A 15,757-nucleotide genomic window follows, 5' to 3' on the forward strand; every position below is an offset into this window, starting at 1 on the left:
CCACCTTTTCGAGAGAATCGGTGGCGTTTTTCATTCATGAGCTGCGCGGACACTCTGTGGGACCGGCTTCAGCCGGGAAGGCAATCTCCCCGCTGCCACTGTAGAATGCCGGCGGCCCCGACCGAGAGAGCACTGATGACCCGCCTCGCCCCACCCCGCAAACCTCGTGCACGCAGTCAGGCGCGGATCGACTCGATCCTCGATGCCGCACGTGCGTTGTTGGCCTCGGACGGCGTAGCGAGCCTTTCCATCTACAGCGTCGCCGAGCGAGCCGAGATCCCGCCCTCTTCGGTGTATCACTTCTTCGCCAGCGTTCCGGCGCTGCTCGAAGCGCTCACGGCCGATGTCCACGAAGCGTTTCGCGAAAGCCTGCAGCAGCCCATCGATCATGATCGGTTGAACCAGTGGCGTGACCTGTCCCATTTGGTGGAGTCGCGCATGCTCGCGATCTACAGCGACGACGCTGCCGCGCGCCAGTTGATCCTCGCCCAGCACGGTTTGACCGAAGTCACTCAGGCGGATCGTCAGCACGACGTGGAACTGGGCAACCTCATGCACGCGCTGTTCGCCCGGCATTTCCAACTGCCAACGCTGCCCGACGATGTTGAGGTGTTTGCCCTGGCGCTGGAACTTGCGGATCGGGTCTATGCGCGCTCGGTGCAACTGCACAACGCGATTACCCCGCGCATGGCCGAGGAAGGGCTGCGGGTGTTTGATGCGTATCTGGGGTTGTACCTGCCGCCGTATTTGCTGAAGCGCCCACAAAACCTGTAGGCCCCGGCAAATCGAAAGCTGGTTAAACAACGCAGAGGCTGTGGATAACTGGATCAGTAGGAGCCGACGATTGCGTGCGTGGCCGAGATCCATTGTAGGAGCGCGCTTGCCCGCGAAGGTGGTGTGTCAGTCGACATCTTCATTTCAGACCCTCCGCCTTCGCCAGCAAGCCGGCTCCTACGGATTTTGTGTGCGCCGACGATTGCGTGCGTGGCCGAGATCCATTGTAGGAGCGCGCGTGCCCGCGATTGCGGTGGGTCAGTCGACATCTTCATTTCAGACCCTCCGCCTTCGCCAGCAAGCCGGCTCCTACGAATTTTTGTGTGCGCCGACGATTGCGTGCGTTGCCGAGATCCATTGTAGGAGCGCGCTTGCCCGCGATTGCGGTGGGTCAGTCGACATCTTCATTTCAGACCCTCCGCCTTCGCCAGCAAGCCGGCTCCTACGGATTTTGTGTGCGCCGACGATTGCGTGCGTTGCCGAGATCCACTGTAGGAGCGCGCTTGCCCGCGATTGAGGTGGGTCCGTCGACATCTTCATTTCAGACCCTCCGCCTTCGCCAGCAACCCGGCTCCTACGGATTTTGTGTGCGCCGACGATTGCGTGCGTTGCCGAGATCCACTGTAGGAGCGCGCTTGCCCGCGAAGGTGGTGTGTCAGTCGACCTCTTCGTCTCAGACCCACCGCCTTCGCCAGCAACCCGGCTCCTACGAATTTTTGTGTGCACCGACGATTGCGCGGGCTGCCGAGATCCACTGTAGGAGCGCGCTTGCCCGCGAAGGTGGTGTGTCAGTCGACCTCTTCGTCTCAGACCCACCGCCTTCGCCAGCAACCCGGCTCCTACGAATTTTTGTGTGCACCGACGATTGCGCGGGCTGCCGAGATCCACTGTAGGAGCGCGCTTGCCCGCGATTGCGGTGGGTCAGCCTGATATCCAGTCGCTGACACTCCACATTCGCGGGCAAGCGCGCTCCGAAACGTAGGGACGTCGCTTGCGAACCAGCATCGATCACAACTTGGCGATCGACACCTCGGTGGATTTCACGAAGGCGATCACTTCGCTGCCGACGACCAGTTCCAGCTCTTTCACCGAGCGGGTGGTGATGACGGACGTGACGACACCCGACGCGGTCTGCACGTCGATCTCGGACAGCACGTCGCCGGTGACGATTTCCTTGATGGTGCCTTTGAACTGGTTACGTACGTTGATGGCTTTGATGGTCATGGTAAGGCTTCCTTTGTGAGATCAGTTCCGGGGGCAAGATTGCCTCTGGAGTTAGTTCGCCCAACGCAGTTGCGTGGGCAGCGGTGAAGTGGGTTCGGGTTCGGGCGGGTTGCCAGGCAGCGACAACACGCGGTTGAGCACTTCGGTTTCCAGCGCGGCCAGTTGGTAAGAGCCGCGCGCCCTCGGACGTTCCAGATCAATCTGCAGATCAAGACCGATGCGGCCCTCTTCAATCAGCAAGGCCCGGTCGGCAATGGCGACCGCCTCGCTGACATCGTGCGTCACCAGCAATACGGTGAAACCGTGCTTCTTCCACAGGTTTTCGATCAGCTGCTGCATCTCGATTCGGGTCAGGGCATCCAACGCGCCAAGGGGCTCGTCGAGCAGCAACAAGCGCGGCTGGTGAATCAGCGCGCGGGCCAGCGCCACGCGTTGTTTTTGCCCACCCGATAATGCCGCCGGCCATTCATTGGCGCGCTCGGCCAAACCTACGGCCTCCAGCGCTTCCAACGCTTTACCGCGCCAGTCGCCGCTGAGGCCAAGACCGACGTTGTCGATGATCTTTTTCCAAGGCAGCAAACGCGCTTCCTGGAACATCAGTCGCGTGTCTTCCCGCGCATCCGCCAACGAGCCATTACCGGCCAGCAGTTGGCCGCTCGACGGTTGATCGAGGCCCGCCAGCAGGCGCAGCAAGGTGCTCTTGCCGCAGCCGCTTCGGCCCACGACGGCGACGAACTGACCGGCCGGGATGTGCAGATCGATGTCTTTCAAGACTTCCCGCGAGCCGAACGTCTTTTTCAGCTTGCGGACCTGCAAGGGAATCCCGCGCAACAGGTTTGCCGGTTGTTGGAGATTGCTCATTGCGCGCCACCTTTAGCCACTTGATACGCCGGGTGCCACCGCAGGCAGACCCGCTCCAGACCGCGCGCCGCGAGGTCTGCCAATTTGCCGAGGACGGCGTAGAGCACGATCGCCAGTACCACGACGTCGGTCTGCAGAAACTCCCGGGCGTTCATCGCCAGATAACCAATGCCGGAACTCGCCGAGATGGTTTCCGCAACGATCAGGGTCAGCCACATGAAGCCCAGCGCAAATCGCACGCCGACCAGAATCGAAGGCATCGCGCCCGGCAGCATCACGTGCCGGAAAAGCCCGAAGCCGCTCAAGCCGTAGCTGCGGGACATTTCCACCAGCGCCGGGTCGATGTTGCGAATGCCGTGATAGGTGTTCAGGTAAATCGGGAACAGCGTGCCCAGCGCGACCAGAAATATCTTGGCGGTCTCGTCGATGCCGAACCACAGGATGACCAAAGGAATCAGCGCCAGGTGCGGCACGTTGCGGATCATCTGCACAGAGCTGTCGAGCAGGCGTTCGCCCCATTTCGACAGCCCGGTGATAAAGCCGAGGGCCAGGCCGATCCCGCCGCCGATAGCAAAGCCGATCCCGGCACGCCAGCCACTGATCGCCAAGTGGGTCCAGATTTCGCCGCTGCGTACCAGCGTGACGCCAGCCTCGATCACAGCGCTCGGCGCCGGCAGAATGCGCGTCGACAGCCAGCCCGCGCTGACCGCCAGTTGCCATATCGCCAACAGCAGGACCGGTAGCAACCAGGGCGCCAGTCTGTGGATAATTCTTTCCACGCTCATGGAGTTGTCTCCTTCCTATGCGCTTACTGCGCTTTCGCGACAGCAGCGGATGGCGTCCAGATCACATCAGCGATGCGCAACGGTTTAGGGATCAGCTTGAGCTGGTAGAAGGTGTCGGCGATTTTCTGCTGCGCCGCGACGGTCTCTGGCGTGATGAACGAGGCGCCGTAGCCCTGACGTGTCACCGCCGTGCGAGCGATGTCTTCCGGCAGGCCGAGCAGCGGCGCGACCTGTTGGGTGACCTCTTCCGGGTTGGCCCTGGACCATTCGCCGACAGCGCGCACTTCTTCCACCAGGGTCTGGATCACCTTGGGGTGCTGCTGCGCATAGGGTTTGGTCGCCAGGTAGAACTGGTTGTTGTCGACAATGCCTTTGCCGTCGCGCAGGGTCTTGGCCTGAAGTTGCTGCTCGGCGGCGGCCTGGTAAGGATCCCAGATCACCCAGGCATCGACGCTCCCGCGTTCGAAGGCTGCACGGGCATCGGCGGGCGGCAGGAAAACGGTCTGGATATCGGTGTACTTCAAGCCGGCTTCTTCCAAGGCGCGCACCAACAGGTAGTGCACGTTGGAGCCTTTGTTGAGGACGACTTTCTTGCCTTTGAGGTCTTTAACCGAAGTGATCGGCGAATCCTTGGGCACCAGGATCGCTTCGCTGGTGGGCGCTGGCGGTTCGGCGGCGACATACAGCAGATCAGCGCCGGCAGCCTGGGCAAACACGGGCGGGGTTTCGCCAGTTACGCCGAAGTCGATCGAGCCCACGTTCAGGCCTTCAAGCAGCTGCGGCCCACCGGGAAACTCGGTCCACTGGACCTGCACGCCTTGATCGGCGAGTTTTTTCTCGAGCGAACCTTTGGCCTTGAGTAGCACCAGCGTGCCGTATTTCTGATAACCGATGCGCAAGGTGTCTGCCTGCGCCTGAGCAAGGACGCCGAAGGAAACCGCCGCAGCAAACAGAGCGACCAGGCCTCGACGCAAAATAACGGTGCCCATGGCACGCTCCTTTGGTGTGTAGCTAAGAGGTGGCACCTGCTCGTCCGATGGCGGACCAGTAAGGCAGAAAGGGATTCATGGCCGGCGATCTCGCCAGGACGGAAAGACCATAACAGGGGATGGTTATTCTATAAAATCATATTTATTCATTTGGTTAGCACCAAAAAGAATATAAGAATTGTCGTGATTAGACGCCTTTACCTTGTAGGAGCGCGCTTGCCCGCGAACGCATCTTTCCAGACGATGCTCATGTCACAGGAAGACCGCAATCGCGGGCAAGCGCGCTCCTACAGGTGAGAGCATCACGCGGCTTCTTTAATTGAACGCAGTTGATCGAACACAGGACTCATGAAAAAGGGCCGACAAGTCGGCCCTCATGTCGTGGTTGAAACGTGTGTGTCAGCGGTTCGGCTGTGGCGTCAGACGCAGGTAAGGCGTAACGGCTTTATAGCCTTTGGGGAAGCGCTCTTTGATCTCTGCTTCGTCCTTGATCGACGGCACGATCACAACGTCTTCGCCATCCTTCCAGTTAGCCGGCGTCGCGACTTTGTAGTTGTCGGTCAGCTGCAGCGAGTCGATTACCCGCAGGATCTCGTGGAAGTTGCGGCCGGTGCTGGCCGGGTAGGTGATGGTCAGGCGGATCTTCTTGTTCGGGTCGATCACGAACAGCGAACGCACCGTCAGGGTTTCGCTGGCATTGGGGTGAATCAGGTCGTACAGCTCGGAGACCTTGCGATCCTCGTCCGCCAGGATCGGGAAGTTCACGATGGTGTTCTGCGTGGTGTTGATGTCGCCGATCCACTTGGTGTGGGATTCGGCCGAGTCAACGGACAGGGCAATCGCCTTGACGTTGCGCTTGTCGAATTCGTCTTTCAGTTTTGCGGTGAAGCCCAGCTCGGTGGTGCAGACGGGGGTGAAGTCAGCGGGGTGCGAAAACAATACCGCCCATTTGCCGCCCAGCCACTCGTGAAACCTGATCGGTCCTTCGCTGGAGTTCTGTTCGAAGTCGGGTGCGATGTCGCCGAGTTTAAGGCCCATTTAGTCGTGCTCCTTGGATAATGAGTTATCAATCACTGTGCATCCCGACATCTGAAAACAAAAGGAACGATTCGTGCTGAATGGCAGGGTTTCAGGCATAAAAAAGCCCCGCCGAAGCGGGGCTCTGTTCAACACATCACGCTTATTTGAAGGCGTAGGTGTAGTTGAGGACCACACGGGTCTGGTCGATGTTCTGTTGCAGCGAGTACAGATCGTCATCCGAACGCAGGTTGGCACGACGAACAGTAACGCCGAAGCCTTTCAGGAGGCTGTCCTGGAACACGTAGTCGATGCGCATGTCGCGTTCCCACTCGGAACCGCGGCCACCGGTCTGCAGACGGATCTGATCACCGTACAGGTAAGCGATCGCAGCCTTCAAACCTGGAACGCCCAGGCGTGCGAAGTCGTACGAGTACTGACCGAACTTGGTCTGCTCACCTGCGCGGGTGAAGTTGGTGATCATGCTGTCGGTGAACAGGTAAACGGAGTTACCACCTTCCCCTTCGAAGCTGTTTCTGTTCGCAACAAACGCGTTACCGTTCTTGGTCACGTTACCGCTGTTGATGATCGGCATGGCGCCGCTGTCGCTGGAAGACTGGTAACCCAACATCAGCGCATGGCCACCCAGGGTATAGGTGAACATTGCGGTCCAGAGATCGTTATCAACTTCGCCGTTGTCGCTACCGGTACCTGCATAACCGTTGCCGATCAGCTTGTAGCCTGTGTTGTTAGCGTCGCCGTTTTTGCCGTCGGAGGTGCTATGGAAGTAACGCAGGTCAGTCTTGAAGGACTGGTCTTCAGCGATTGGCAGGACGTGCACCAGACCGAGGAACTGCTGTTTGTAATAATCTTCCAGGTTGGCGTAGTAGTACTGAACGGTCAGGTCTTTGGTGACTTTATAGTCGCCACCCGCGAACTGGAAGTTGTTGGAGCCTTTGGTGCCACCTTGAACCGACAGGTCAGCGTAGTTAGTGGAAGCACGGCCAGCAGCCTGAGTCAGCTTACCGGCGGTCAGGGTCAGACCGTCAAATTCCTTGGAGGTAATGATGCCACCTTCAAAGGTCTGCGGCAGCAGACGACCGTCGTTCGACACCAGGATTGGCAGGTTAGGCTGCAGGGCATTACCGACTTTAAGCTCGGTCTTGGAGATCTTGACCTTGGCGTTGGCACCGGCGCGAGCCCAATCGTGGTCAGGAGTACCGTCGGAGCTCATAGGCGAAACAGTGTTCACCGTGTTTGCCTGACGATTGTCGATGCCGCCGCTCAGGTTAATGCCGTACATGCCCTGCACGTCAAGACCGAAGCCGAAGGTGCCAGGGGTGTAGCCGGAGATAAAGTTGAACAGAAAGCCTTGGGTGGTCTGGCGCTGATCTTGCGCCTTCGTACCGTTGGACGCAGCCTGACGCGGATCTTGTTCGAAATACAAAGTACGGGAACTGAGTGTCGCTTTGCTGTCATCCAGGAAACCAGCTGCACCAGCCTGAGTAGCCAAGACACCTGCGTATACGGCCAAGGCCAGGGTGGACTTCTTCATTGTGTATCGCTCCTCATGAATCTAATTTTTGTAGTTCCCGGGCCCGAGCCTAAGGCTCAAAACCGAGGATGCGCGATTAGCGCCGGACCTGACTCGGTGAGTCAATGGCCCCAAGACTAATTGACTAGACCGCGTTACAACTGGCTGCGAGGTAAGGTAAATCCTTTAAACCCAAAACGACTTTTAAGACCTGCCTTTATGCCAGGCAGTTATATGTCACAAGCCGTTTCAGCCGTCCGTTGCGGAGTGTATCGGCCCTAATCCGTAATTCCCAAATCATATTTCAGTGCCGTTCGTCAGATCGATACGTTTAGAGCTGTCGTACAACCGGAACTTGACCGGCAAGTCACGGTCCGCATGCGAAACCGGGTGAGAAATGCAGTTCTAACCTACTGAAAGCACTGATATTTCTACTTTGGTAGTCGGAAATATTGCAGTTGTCACCCTGCAGTCCGTCTGTTTTCTAAAAACGGCTCGAAAAATGTCTTCCGCGTGCGAATCGAACCGCACATTCGCCGCTTGATACCTGCCCCGCTCCAGATCTGCCCGCAGGGCAGCCTCCAATCAGGCCAGATGCATCTTTGAGCGGGCGTCGCGATCGTATTTACAAATTGTGACGTTTCGATGAAACGCCAGCGAGGGAATATATTCTTTCGATGAAGCACAGCGTGAAGCGCTAGGTGCGAACCACGCCAATCAAATCAGGAGGTCAGTGATTTCAGAGGTACGTGCATCACTTTGGTCACTCGCCACCATCGGATGCGCGAATAACGTGCAAAAATGCTCACTAAATATCCAACTCCGAAAGCAGATTCGAACCTCAGCTTGGGGTAGGCAGGGAAATGGCGCGATCTACAAGGCCCTAAATCCGCCGTTTGCAGGACATTACAAATATTCCTACGGATAATTCTCAAAACTGGCACGCACGCTGCAATAGGTTATACATCACCAGTTTTGGGGACCTTGGTACAGGCAGGCCGGGGATTCCCCTCTTTTATTCCTCCCGGAGACTGACCTCCAGTCTCCAGCGCCCGTCCTGGGTTGCACCGCGCCAGTCGCCGTGCAGAGGACGGGCCGCCAGCAGGTTCAGCAACAACCCCTTATCGCTTCGTTGCACCCTCCAGCGCACGTCTTTGCCGTTGAGCTTCAGCTCGCCTTTTTGCGGCTGGCCCTGGGCGTTGAATAGAAGTGCGACCGCGCCGTCGATGTGTTCGCCGTGGAGCTGCGGCTCGCGGTTGAACCACACGGCAACGCCATCCGGCAGCACTTCAATGGTTTGCAGCTGAATGGGGTCCGGGGTTGTCACGCGGCCGATCATCAGACCGACCATCACGCCAACGATCGCCACCGAGCCCAGAAACTTGGGCCACAGCTTCGGTCTGGGGTCTTCTTCAGGGGTAGAATGCATCCCGTCCTTTCGTTCGGAGCCGTGCATGTTTCACGTGATCCTTTTTCAACCAGAAATTCCGCCGAATACCGGCAACATCATCAGGCTCTGCGCCAACAGCGGCTGCAGCCTGCATTTGATCGAGCCGCTGGGCTTCGAGCTGGATGACAAGCGCCTGCGTCGAGCCGGCCTTGATTACCACGAATACGCCACGCTGCATCGTCACGCCGACCTGCCAAGCTGCCTTGAAAGCATCGGCCACCCGCGGCTGTTTGCTTTTACCACAAAGGGCTCGCGGGTTTTCCACGATGCGCAATTCGAGGAAGGTGATGCCTTCCTCTTCGGCCCGGAAAGCCGAGGGTTGCCGCCGGAGGTGCTGGATCCGCTGTCGAGCGACCAACGCCTGCGCCTGCCGATGCGCGAAGGCTGCCGCAGTCTGAATCTGTCGAATACCGTGGCGGTGGCGGTGTATGAAGGCTGGCGGCAGCTGGGGTTCAAGTAGCAGCCACGCTGCAGAAAGTCATACGCCGCCCACAAAAAAGCGCCCATCACAGGCGCTTTTTTATTGCAGCGACAACGCTTACTGAACGGTAGGCGTTGGCGTTTCGCCACTTTCCTGCATGCGTTGCAGTTCTTGCGCGTACAGGGCGTCGAAGTTCACCGGGGCCAGCATCAGCGCAGGGAACGAACCACGGACAACCAGGCTGTCGATGGTTTCGCGAGCGTACGGGAAAAGGATGTTCGGGCAGAACGCGCCCAGGGTGTGGCTCATCGAGCTGGCATCCAGGCCCTTGATCAGGAAAATACCGGCTTGCTGGACTTCAGCGATAAAGGCGATTTCTTCGCCGTTCTTCACTTCGACCGACAGGGTCAGCACGACTTCGTAGAAGTCATTTTCCAGCTGCTTCTGGCGGGTGTTGAGGTCCAGGCTGACGCTCGGGGTCCATTCCTGACGGAAGATCGCCGGGCTTTTTGGCGCTTCGAACGACAGGTCGCGGACGTAGATGCGTTGCAGGGAAAACTGCGGTGCTTCTTCTTCGTTGGAAATGGCGCCGTTATTCGGTTGATCAGTCATCTCAGATCCTTACATTGGGGTCTTGTAGGCTTCCGGGCTGTGCAAAAAACGATCGTTTCCCACAGCCCGGTTCGAATTCAGGCGCTCAGCAGCTTATCCAGCTTGCCGGCGCGCTCCAGCGCGAACAGGTCATCGCAACCGCCAACATGGACCGAGCCGATCCAGATCTGCGGAACCGAGGTACGCCCGGATTTTTTGGTCATTTCAGCACGAATCTGTGGCTTGCCGTCGACCTTGATCTCTTGGAAGCCGACACCCTTGCCCGCCAGCAGCGACTTGGCGCGGGAGCAATAAGGGCAGTAATCGCTGGAGTAGACGACGACGTCGGTCATTTCACTTCACCAGCGGCAGGTTGTCACCGCGCCACGACGAAATACCACCGGACAGCTTGGCGGCGTTGAAGCCCACCTTCAGCAGTTCACGGGCGGTATGGCCGGCGTGCTGGCCAGCGGCGTCAACGATGATCAGGGTTTTAGGCTTGAATTTCTCCAGCTCCGCTGTGCGGGTCAGGATTTTGTCCTGGGGGAAATTCACGGCGCCGACGATGTGGCCGGCAGTGAAGTCTTTTTTGGTGCGGACGTCGATGACAATGGCTTCATCGCGGTTGACCAGAGCGGTCAATTCGCCGGTGCTCAGGCTGCGGCCACCTTTGCTAAGCTCCGTTGCGATCAGCAGGCCCAGCAGGATGACGAAAGCACCCGTCAGCAAATAGTGATTCGTGGCAAATTCAATCAGGTGAGCAACCATCATCAGGTTCCAGGGCGTTAAAATGTCGGCCAGTATACACAGCACCCAAGGTCGGCCAAAGCCCGTACGGCAGTGACGTCGTTTAGCTTGTTGCTGATTTGAACTTGTCCCTAAACTGTCGATCTTTTTTCTACTTCACCTATTAGCCAAGAGTGGGATTCATGACTACCACGCCTAAACCTCTGGTTCTGATCATCCTTGACGGCTTCGGTCACAGCGACAGCCACCACGGCAATGCGGTCTACGCAGCGAAGATGCCGGTCTTCGATCGCTTGTACCAAACCATGCCTAATGGCTTGATCTCCGGGTCCGGCATGGATGTCGGGCTGCCTGACGGGCAGATGGGCAACTCCGAAGTCGGCCACATGAACCTGGGCGCCGGCCGCGTGGTGTATCAGGACTTCACCCGCGTGACCAAAGCGATCCGCGACGGTGAGTTCTTCGAAAACCCCAACATCTGCAAAGCAGTCGATCTGGCCGTTGGCGCTGGCAAGGCCGTCCACATCCTCGGCCTGTTGTCCGACGGCGGCGTGCACAGCCATGAAGATCACCTGGTGGCGATGGTCGAGCTGGCAGTCAAACGTGGTGCCGACAAGATTTACCTGCACGCCTTCCTCGATGGTCGCGACACGCCACCGCGCAGCGCCCATCAATACCTGCAGACCATGGAAGCGGCCTACGCGCGCCTGGGCAAGGGTCGCACTGCCACGATCATCGGCCGTTACTTCGCCATGGACCGCGACAATCGCTGGGACCGTGTCGAATCCGCCTACAACCTGATCGTCGACGGCACTTCGGAATTCCACGCCGACAACACCAAAGCTGCGCTGGACGCCGCTTATGCACGTGGGGAAAACGACGAATTCGTCAAAGCCACCAGCATCGGCGCACCGGTGAGTGTCGAAGACGGCGACGCAGTCGTGTTCATGAACTTCCGCTCCGACCGTGCCCGCGAACTGACCCGCGTATTCGTCGAAGACGATTTCGCAGACTTCGCCCGTCGTCGTCAGGCCAAACTGGCCGGCTTCGTCACGCTGACCAAGTACGCAGCCACCATCGACGCACCGGCGGCGTTCGAAAAGGCCGGCCTGCACAATGTGCTCGGCGAATACCTCTCGAACAACGGCAAAACGCAGCTGCGCATCGCCGAAACCGAGAAATACGCTCACGTAACGTTCTTCTTCTCCGGCGGCCGTGAAGAACCGTTCCCCGGCGAAGAACGCATCCTGATCCCGTCTCCGAAAGTCGCGACCTACGACCTGCAGCCGGAAATGAGCGCGCCGGAAGTGACCGACAGAATCGTCGACGCCATCGAGCATCAGCGTTACGACGTGATCGTCGTCAACTACGCCAACGGCGACATGGTGGGCCACAGCGGGATCATGGAAGCAGCGGTCAAAGCCGTTGAGTGCCTGGACGTGTGCGTTGGCCGGATCACTCAAGCGCTGGAAAAAGTCGGCGGCGAAGCGCTGATCACGGCCGACCACGGCAACGTCGAACAGATGACCAACGAGCAGACCCACCAGCCTCACACCGCTCACACCACCGAGCCGGTGCCGTTCGTTTATGTAGGCAAGCGTGACCTGAAGGTGCGCGAAGGCGGCGTGCTGGCAGACGTGGCGCCGACCATGCTGATGTTGCTCGGGATGGAAATCCCGACAGAAATGACCGGTACGCCGATTCTGGTCGCCAAGTAAGCCCCTCGAACCGGTCCGCCAGTCGCTGGCGGGCCGGTTTTGTATGAAATGTCTGACGGCCACGTCGTCCGAGCGTTTTTTTTGCAGCCACCGCCGGGCATACTAGGCCCGTCTTCACTCCTGGTATCGCCCAACCTCATGCTTCGCGCCCTGATCACCCTCGCTTTGATTTGTATGCTCAATCCGGCCTTCGCCGACGATGATCGTGCACAAACGCAGAAACAGCTGGATGCTACGCGTCAGGACATCACCGAACTGAAGAAAGCGCTGGGCCAGTTGCAGGAAGAAAAATCCGGCGTCCAGAAAGACCTGCGCTCCACTGAAACGGAAATGGGCAAGCTGGAAAAGCAGGTGGAGGCCCTGCAAAAGGAACTAAAAAAGAGTGAAAGCGAGCTGCAACGGCTCGACCAGGAGAAAAAAAAACTCCAGAGCGCACGCGTTGAACAACAACGACTGATCGCCATTCAGGCCCGCGCTGCCTACCAGAGCGGCCGCCAGGAATACCTCAAACTGCTGCTCAACCAGCAGAACCCCGAGAAATTCGCCCGTACCCTTACCTATTACGATTATCTGAGCAAGGCCCGCCTGGAGCAGTTGCGCAGCTTCAATGAAACCCTGCGCCAGCTGGCCGGTGTCGAGAAAAACATCGACCTGCAGCAGGCGCAGCTCCTGGTGCAGAAGAGTTCGCTGGATGACCAGAAAGCCCAGCTCGACACCGTCCGCCAAGAGCGTCAGGTCGCGCTCGCCAAGCTGAATCAGGACTACAAGGTGCGCGACCAGAAGCTGCAGTCGCGGCAGCAGGATCAAGCCGACCTGACCAAGGTCCTCAAGACCATCGAAGAAACCCTCGCCCGCCAGGCCCGCGAAGCCGAAGAGGCTCGCCAGAAAGCACTGTTGGCGCAGCAAGAGGCCGAGAAACGGCAGCGCGAGCAGGAAGCGTTGGCGAAAAACCGTGCCAAAGACGATGCGAGGGACGACAACGATGAAGCCCCGCGTCGCCCGATCAAATCGCCTGGCGCGATGGTTTCCAGTGCCGGTCAGTCGTACGGCGGTGCTTTTGAACAAGCGAAGGGAAAACTTCCTTGGCCGGTCGATGGTCGATTGTTGGCGCGATTCGGCGAAAGCCGTGGCGATGACGAACGCACCAAGTGGGATGGCGTGATGATCAGTGCTGCTGCAGGCAGCCAGGTCCGCGCGGTGCACGGTGGTCGGGTGGTCTTCGCCGACTGGTTGCGCGGCGCCGGGCTTCTGGTCATCCTCGACCACGGCAATGGTTATTTGAGTCTGTACGGTCACAACCAGAGCCTGTTGAAAGAGGCCGGTGACGTCGTAAAAGCCGGAGAAGCGATCTCCACTGTCGGTAGCAGTGGTGGTGGTCAGGACACTCCGGCGTTGTATTTCGCTATTCGTCAGCAGGGTCGCCCTAGTGATCCGGCCCAATGGTGTCGCACTCAAGGATAAGTCGACACCTCACTCAGGAGTTCGTAAGACATGCTGTTTTCGTCCCGCCTCACCTCGCTGGCCCTGACTATCGCCGTTGTTATCGGCGCTCCTCTGGCCCAGGCTGCCGGCGCCGCCCCTGCTCCTGCGCCCGCCGCCACTGCGCCCGCCAATGCCGCGAACATCAAGGCGCCGCTGCCGCTCGACGAGCTGCGCACCTTCGCCGAGGTCATGGACCGGATTAAAGCCGCGTACGTCGAACCTGTTGATGACAAGACCCTGCTGGAAAATGCCATCAAAGGCATGCTCAGCAACCTCGACCCGCACTCCGCTTATCTGGGCCCGGAAGATTTCCAGGAGCTGCAGGAAAGCACCAGCGGCGAGTTCGGCGGGTTGGGTATCGAAGTGGGCGTCGAAGACGGCTTTGTCAAAGTCGTCTCCCCCATCGATGACACCCCTGCATCCAAGGCCGGTATCGAGGCAGGTGACTTGATCGTGAAGATCAACGGCACGCCGACCCAGGGCCAGACGATGCAGGAAGCCGTGGACAAGATGCGCGGCAAGCTCGGCGAGAAGATCACCCTTACGCTGGTGCGTGACGGCGGCACACCGTTCGACGTGACGCTGGCGCGCGCGACCATCCAGGTCAAGAGCGTGAAAGCGCAGATGCTGGAGCCGGGTTATGGCTACATCCGCATCACCCAGTTCCAGGTCAAGACCGGTGAGGAAGTCGGCAAGGCACTGGCCAAGCTGCGCAAAGACAACGGCAAGAAGATGAGCGGCTTGATCCTCGACCTGCGCAACAACCCGGGCGGTGTCTTGCAGGCGGCGGTTGAAGTGGCTGACCACTTCCTGACCAAGGGCCTGATCGTTTACACCAAAGGCCGCATCGCCAACTCCGAACTGCGCTTCTCGGCAGACCCGGCGGACGCCAGCGAAGGCGTGCCGCTCGTTGTGCTGATCAACGGCGGCAGCGCCTCGGCGTCGGAAATCGTCGCAGGCGCCTTGCAAGACCAGAAGCGCGGCATCCTGATGGGCACTGACACGTTCGGCAAAGGCTCGGTGCAGACCGTTCTGCCGCTGGCCAACGACCGCGCGCTGAAGATCACCACGGCGCTGTATTACACGCCGAACGGCCGCTCGATCCAGGCCCAGGGCATCAACCCGGACATCGAAGTCAAACGCGCGAAGCTCACCGCCGAAGCCGACGGCGACAACTACAAAGAGGCCGATCTGCTCGGTCACTTGGGCAACGGCAACGGCGGCGCGGACAAGCCGACCACCAAGGCCAAGGCTGGCAAGGCGCGTCCGCAGGACGATGACTACCAGATGAACCAGGCGCTGAGCTTGCTCAAGGGTTTGAGTGTCACGCGCGGCAATTGAGATGCGCGTCTGGTTGACCGGGCTCATCTGGGCCCTTGCCGTCACAACGGGTGCTGCACACGCAGCGCCCGCCGAATCTGCGGCGTCCGGCGGCAAAGCGCCGAAGCTCGCCTATCTCAGCTTGATCATCGACGATCTCGGACAAAATCCTGAAAGGGACAGCCGCGCGCTGGCCCTTCCTGGCCCCGTGACGCTGGCGATCATGCCCGACACGCCCCACGCCACCGAGTTTGCCCGTCAGGCGCACAAGGCTGGCAAGACGGTCATGCTGCACATGCCCATGGACCCGGCGACCGGGCCGTACGCCTGGCATCCCGAACTGCCGCTGCCTGAACTCGAATCGCGTCTGAACGCCGCGCTGCTGAAAGTCCCCTATGCCGCTGGCATCAACAACCACATGGGCAGCCGCATGACGGCTGAACCGGTGGCCATGAGCTGGTTGGTGGGTGAATTGCAGCGCCGCCATCTGTTCCTGGTCGACAGCCGCACCAGCGCAAAAACCGTTGCCGCCGCCGAGGCTCAGAAAATCGGTTTGGCCAGTGTCTCCCGCGATGTCTTCCTCGACGACGAGCGCACCGCAGAGGCCATTAGCGGCCAGCTTCAGACGGCAATTAAACTGGCGCATAAGCAAGGCTCGGCCGTGATGATCGGCCATCCCTATCCGGTAACACTGGATGTGCTTGAGCGCGAGCTGCCCACGCTTAAATCCCAAGGGATAGAGTTGATCGAGATCCGCCACATGGTCACTGAGCGCGGAAATGAGGCAATGGCCGGCCATGGCAAGAACGGGCGTTATCGCTAGGCCGAAGGCGATTCGGCAGAG

At 59.3% G+C, this 15,757-nt stretch carries 16 protein-coding genes; 6 read left to right on the top strand and 10 right to left on the bottom strand.

Features of this window, described 5'->3' with window-relative positions; genetic code table 11:
- Positions 1–135: 135 nt before the first annotated feature.
- Positions 136–774 (top strand): TetR/AcrR family transcriptional regulator, encoded by a 639-nt coding sequence (locus OKW98_RS00345; protein WP_265387515.1) that lies wholly within the window; start codon positions 136–138, stop codon positions 772–774.
- A 1,008-nt stretch (positions 775–1,782) separates the two neighbouring features.
- Here OKW98_RS00345 and OKW98_RS00350 read toward each other — a convergent pair.
- From OKW98_RS00350 to OKW98_RS00380, 7 genes are all read right to left on the bottom strand, one after another.
- Positions 1,783–1,998 (bottom strand): TOBE domain-containing protein, encoded by a 216-nt coding sequence (locus OKW98_RS00350; RefSeq protein ID WP_037016233.1) that lies wholly within the window; start codon positions 1,996–1,998, stop codon positions 1,783–1,785.
- Between the two features lie 51 nt (positions 1,999–2,049).
- Positions 2,050–2,859: an aliphatic sulfonates ABC transporter ATP-binding protein gene (gene ssuB, locus OKW98_RS00355; protein WP_265387516.1), complete on the bottom strand. Its 810-nt coding sequence runs from the start codon at positions 2,857–2,859 to the stop codon at positions 2,050–2,052.
- A complete protein-coding gene (ssuC, locus tag OKW98_RS00360; RefSeq protein ID WP_265387517.1) occupies positions 2,856–3,644 on the bottom strand; it encodes an aliphatic sulfonate ABC transporter permease SsuC in 789 nt (262 codons plus the stop codon). The genes ssuB and ssuC overlap by 4 nt, the downstream gene beginning before the upstream one ends.
- A 23-nt stretch (positions 3,645–3,667) precedes the next feature.
- Positions 3,668–4,633, bottom strand: coding sequence for a sulfonate ABC transporter substrate-binding protein (locus OKW98_RS00365; protein ID WP_265387518.1), 966 nt, complete (start codon positions 4,631–4,633; stop codon positions 3,668–3,670).
- A 399-nt stretch (positions 4,634–5,032) separates the two neighbouring features.
- Entirely contained in the window at positions 5,033–5,671 is a 639-nt protein-coding gene (locus OKW98_RS00370) for a peroxiredoxin (protein ID WP_265387519.1), read from the bottom strand.
- A 142-nt stretch (positions 5,672–5,813) separates the two neighbouring features.
- Positions 5,814–7,205, bottom strand: coding sequence for an OprD family outer membrane porin (locus tag OKW98_RS00375; RefSeq protein WP_265387520.1), 1,392 nt, complete (start codon positions 7,203–7,205; stop codon positions 5,814–5,816).
- Positions 7,206–8,199: 994 nt separating this feature from the next.
- A complete protein-coding gene (locus tag OKW98_RS00380) occupies positions 8,200–8,640 on the bottom strand; it encodes a hypothetical protein (RefSeq protein ID WP_133773570.1) in 441 nt (146 codons plus the stop codon).
- On the opposite strand from OKW98_RS00380, the gene OKW98_RS00385 reads away from it, so the two are divergent.
- Positions 8,639–9,094, top strand: coding sequence for a tRNA (cytidine(34)-2'-O)-methyltransferase (locus tag OKW98_RS00385; protein ID WP_037016260.1), 456 nt, complete (start codon positions 8,639–8,641; stop codon positions 9,092–9,094). The two genes, OKW98_RS00380 and OKW98_RS00385, sit on opposite strands and share 2 nt — an antisense overlap.
- 78 nt (positions 9,095–9,172) lie before the next feature.
- Here the strand turns inward: OKW98_RS00385 and secB are convergent, their stop codons facing one another.
- The 3 genes from secB to OKW98_RS00400 form a co-directional block, all read right to left on the bottom strand.
- Positions 9,173–9,667, bottom strand: a complete 495-nt coding sequence (gene secB / locus OKW98_RS00390; protein ID WP_065987376.1) for a protein-export chaperone SecB — start codon at positions 9,665–9,667, stop codon at positions 9,173–9,175.
- Between the two features lie 77 nt (positions 9,668–9,744).
- Complete coding sequence (gene grxC, locus OKW98_RS00395; RefSeq protein WP_065987377.1) at positions 9,745–9,999, bottom strand: glutaredoxin 3; 255 nt, start codon at positions 9,997–9,999, stop codon at positions 9,745–9,747.
- A 1-nt stretch (position 10,000) separates the two neighbouring features.
- The gene (locus tag OKW98_RS00400; protein WP_265389857.1) at positions 10,001–10,414 is read right to left on the bottom strand and encodes a rhodanese-like domain-containing protein; all 414 of its coding nucleotides are present in this window, start codon (positions 10,412–10,414) and stop codon (positions 10,001–10,003) included.
- 161 nt (positions 10,415–10,575) lie between these two features.
- Here OKW98_RS00400 and gpmI point away from each other — a divergent pair, with 161 nt between their 5' ends.
- The 4 genes from gpmI to OKW98_RS00420 all read left to right on the top strand — a co-directional run bounded on the left by gpmI (position 10,576) and on the right by OKW98_RS00420 (position 15,736).
- A complete protein-coding gene (gpmI, locus tag OKW98_RS00405) occupies positions 10,576–12,111 on the top strand; it encodes a 2,3-bisphosphoglycerate-independent phosphoglycerate mutase (protein WP_265387521.1) in 1,536 nt (511 codons plus the stop codon).
- 138 nt (positions 12,112–12,249) lie between these two features.
- Positions 12,250–13,572, top strand: a complete 1,323-nt coding sequence (locus OKW98_RS00410; RefSeq protein ID WP_265387522.1) for a murein hydrolase activator EnvC family protein — start codon at positions 12,250–12,252, stop codon at positions 13,570–13,572.
- 30 nt (positions 13,573–13,602) lie between these two features.
- Positions 13,603–14,934, top strand: coding sequence for a S41 family peptidase (locus OKW98_RS00415; protein ID WP_108122742.1), 1,332 nt, complete (start codon positions 13,603–13,605; stop codon positions 14,932–14,934).
- Between the two features lies 1 nt (position 14,935).
- Positions 14,936–15,736 carry a divergent polysaccharide deacetylase family protein gene (locus tag OKW98_RS00420; protein ID WP_265387523.1) on the top strand — a complete coding sequence of 267 codons (801 nt, stop codon included), beginning with the start codon at positions 14,936–14,938 and terminating at the stop codon, positions 15,734–15,736.
- Positions 15,737–15,757: the final 21 nt, after the last annotated feature.

The sequence above is a fragment of the Pseudomonas sp. KU26590 genome, assembly GCF_026153515.1.
Lineage (GTDB): Bacteria > Pseudomonadota > Gammaproteobacteria > Pseudomonadales > Pseudomonadaceae > Aquipseudomonas.

Excerpts from the sequence above, each read along its gene's own strand:
- OKW98_RS00345 (WP_265387515.1), top strand. The coding sequence starts at position 136 with ATGACCCGCCTCGCCCCACCCCGCAAACCTCGTGCACGCAGTCAGGCG.
- OKW98_RS00350 (WP_037016233.1), bottom strand. The coding sequence starts at position 1,998 with ATGACCATCAAAGCCATCAACGTACGTAACCAGTTCAAAGGCACCATC.
- ssuB (WP_265387516.1), bottom strand. The coding sequence starts at position 2,859 with ATGAGCAATCTCCAACAACCGGCAAACCTGTTGCGCGGGATTCCCTTG.
- ssuC (WP_265387517.1), bottom strand. The coding sequence starts at position 3,644 with ATGAGCGTGGAAAGAATTATCCACAGACTGGCGCCCTGGTTGCTACCG.
- OKW98_RS00365 (WP_265387518.1), bottom strand. The coding sequence starts at position 4,633 with ATGGGCACCGTTATTTTGCGTCGAGGCCTGGTCGCTCTGTTTGCTGCG.
- OKW98_RS00370 (WP_265387519.1), bottom strand. The coding sequence starts at position 5,671 with ATGGGCCTTAAACTCGGCGACATCGCACCCGACTTCGAACAGAACTCC.
- OKW98_RS00375 (WP_265387520.1), bottom strand. The coding sequence starts at position 7,205 with ATGAAGAAGTCCACCCTGGCCTTGGCCGTATACGCAGGTGTCTTGGCT.
- OKW98_RS00385 (WP_037016260.1), top strand. The coding sequence starts at position 8,639 with ATGTTTCACGTGATCCTTTTTCAACCAGAAATTCCGCCGAATACCGGC.
- OKW98_RS00380 (WP_133773570.1), bottom strand. The coding sequence starts at position 8,640 with ATGCACGGCTCCGAACGAAAGGACGGGATGCATTCTACCCCTGAAGAA.
- secB (WP_065987376.1), bottom strand. The coding sequence starts at position 9,667 with ATGACTGATCAACCGAATAACGGCGCCATTTCCAACGAAGAAGAAGCA.
- grxC (WP_065987377.1), bottom strand. The coding sequence starts at position 9,999 with ATGACCGACGTCGTCGTCTACTCCAGCGATTACTGCCCTTATTGCTCC.
- OKW98_RS00400 (WP_265389857.1), bottom strand. The coding sequence starts at position 10,414 with ATGGTTGCTCACCTGATTGAATTTGCCACGAATCACTATTTGCTGACG.
- gpmI (WP_265387521.1), top strand. The coding sequence starts at position 10,576 with ATGACTACCACGCCTAAACCTCTGGTTCTGATCATCCTTGACGGCTTC.
- OKW98_RS00410 (WP_265387522.1), top strand. The coding sequence starts at position 12,250 with ATGCTTCGCGCCCTGATCACCCTCGCTTTGATTTGTATGCTCAATCCG.
- OKW98_RS00415 (WP_108122742.1), top strand. The coding sequence starts at position 13,603 with ATGCTGTTTTCGTCCCGCCTCACCTCGCTGGCCCTGACTATCGCCGTT.
- OKW98_RS00420 (WP_265387523.1), top strand. The coding sequence starts at position 14,936 with ATGCGCGTCTGGTTGACCGGGCTCATCTGGGCCCTTGCCGTCACAACG.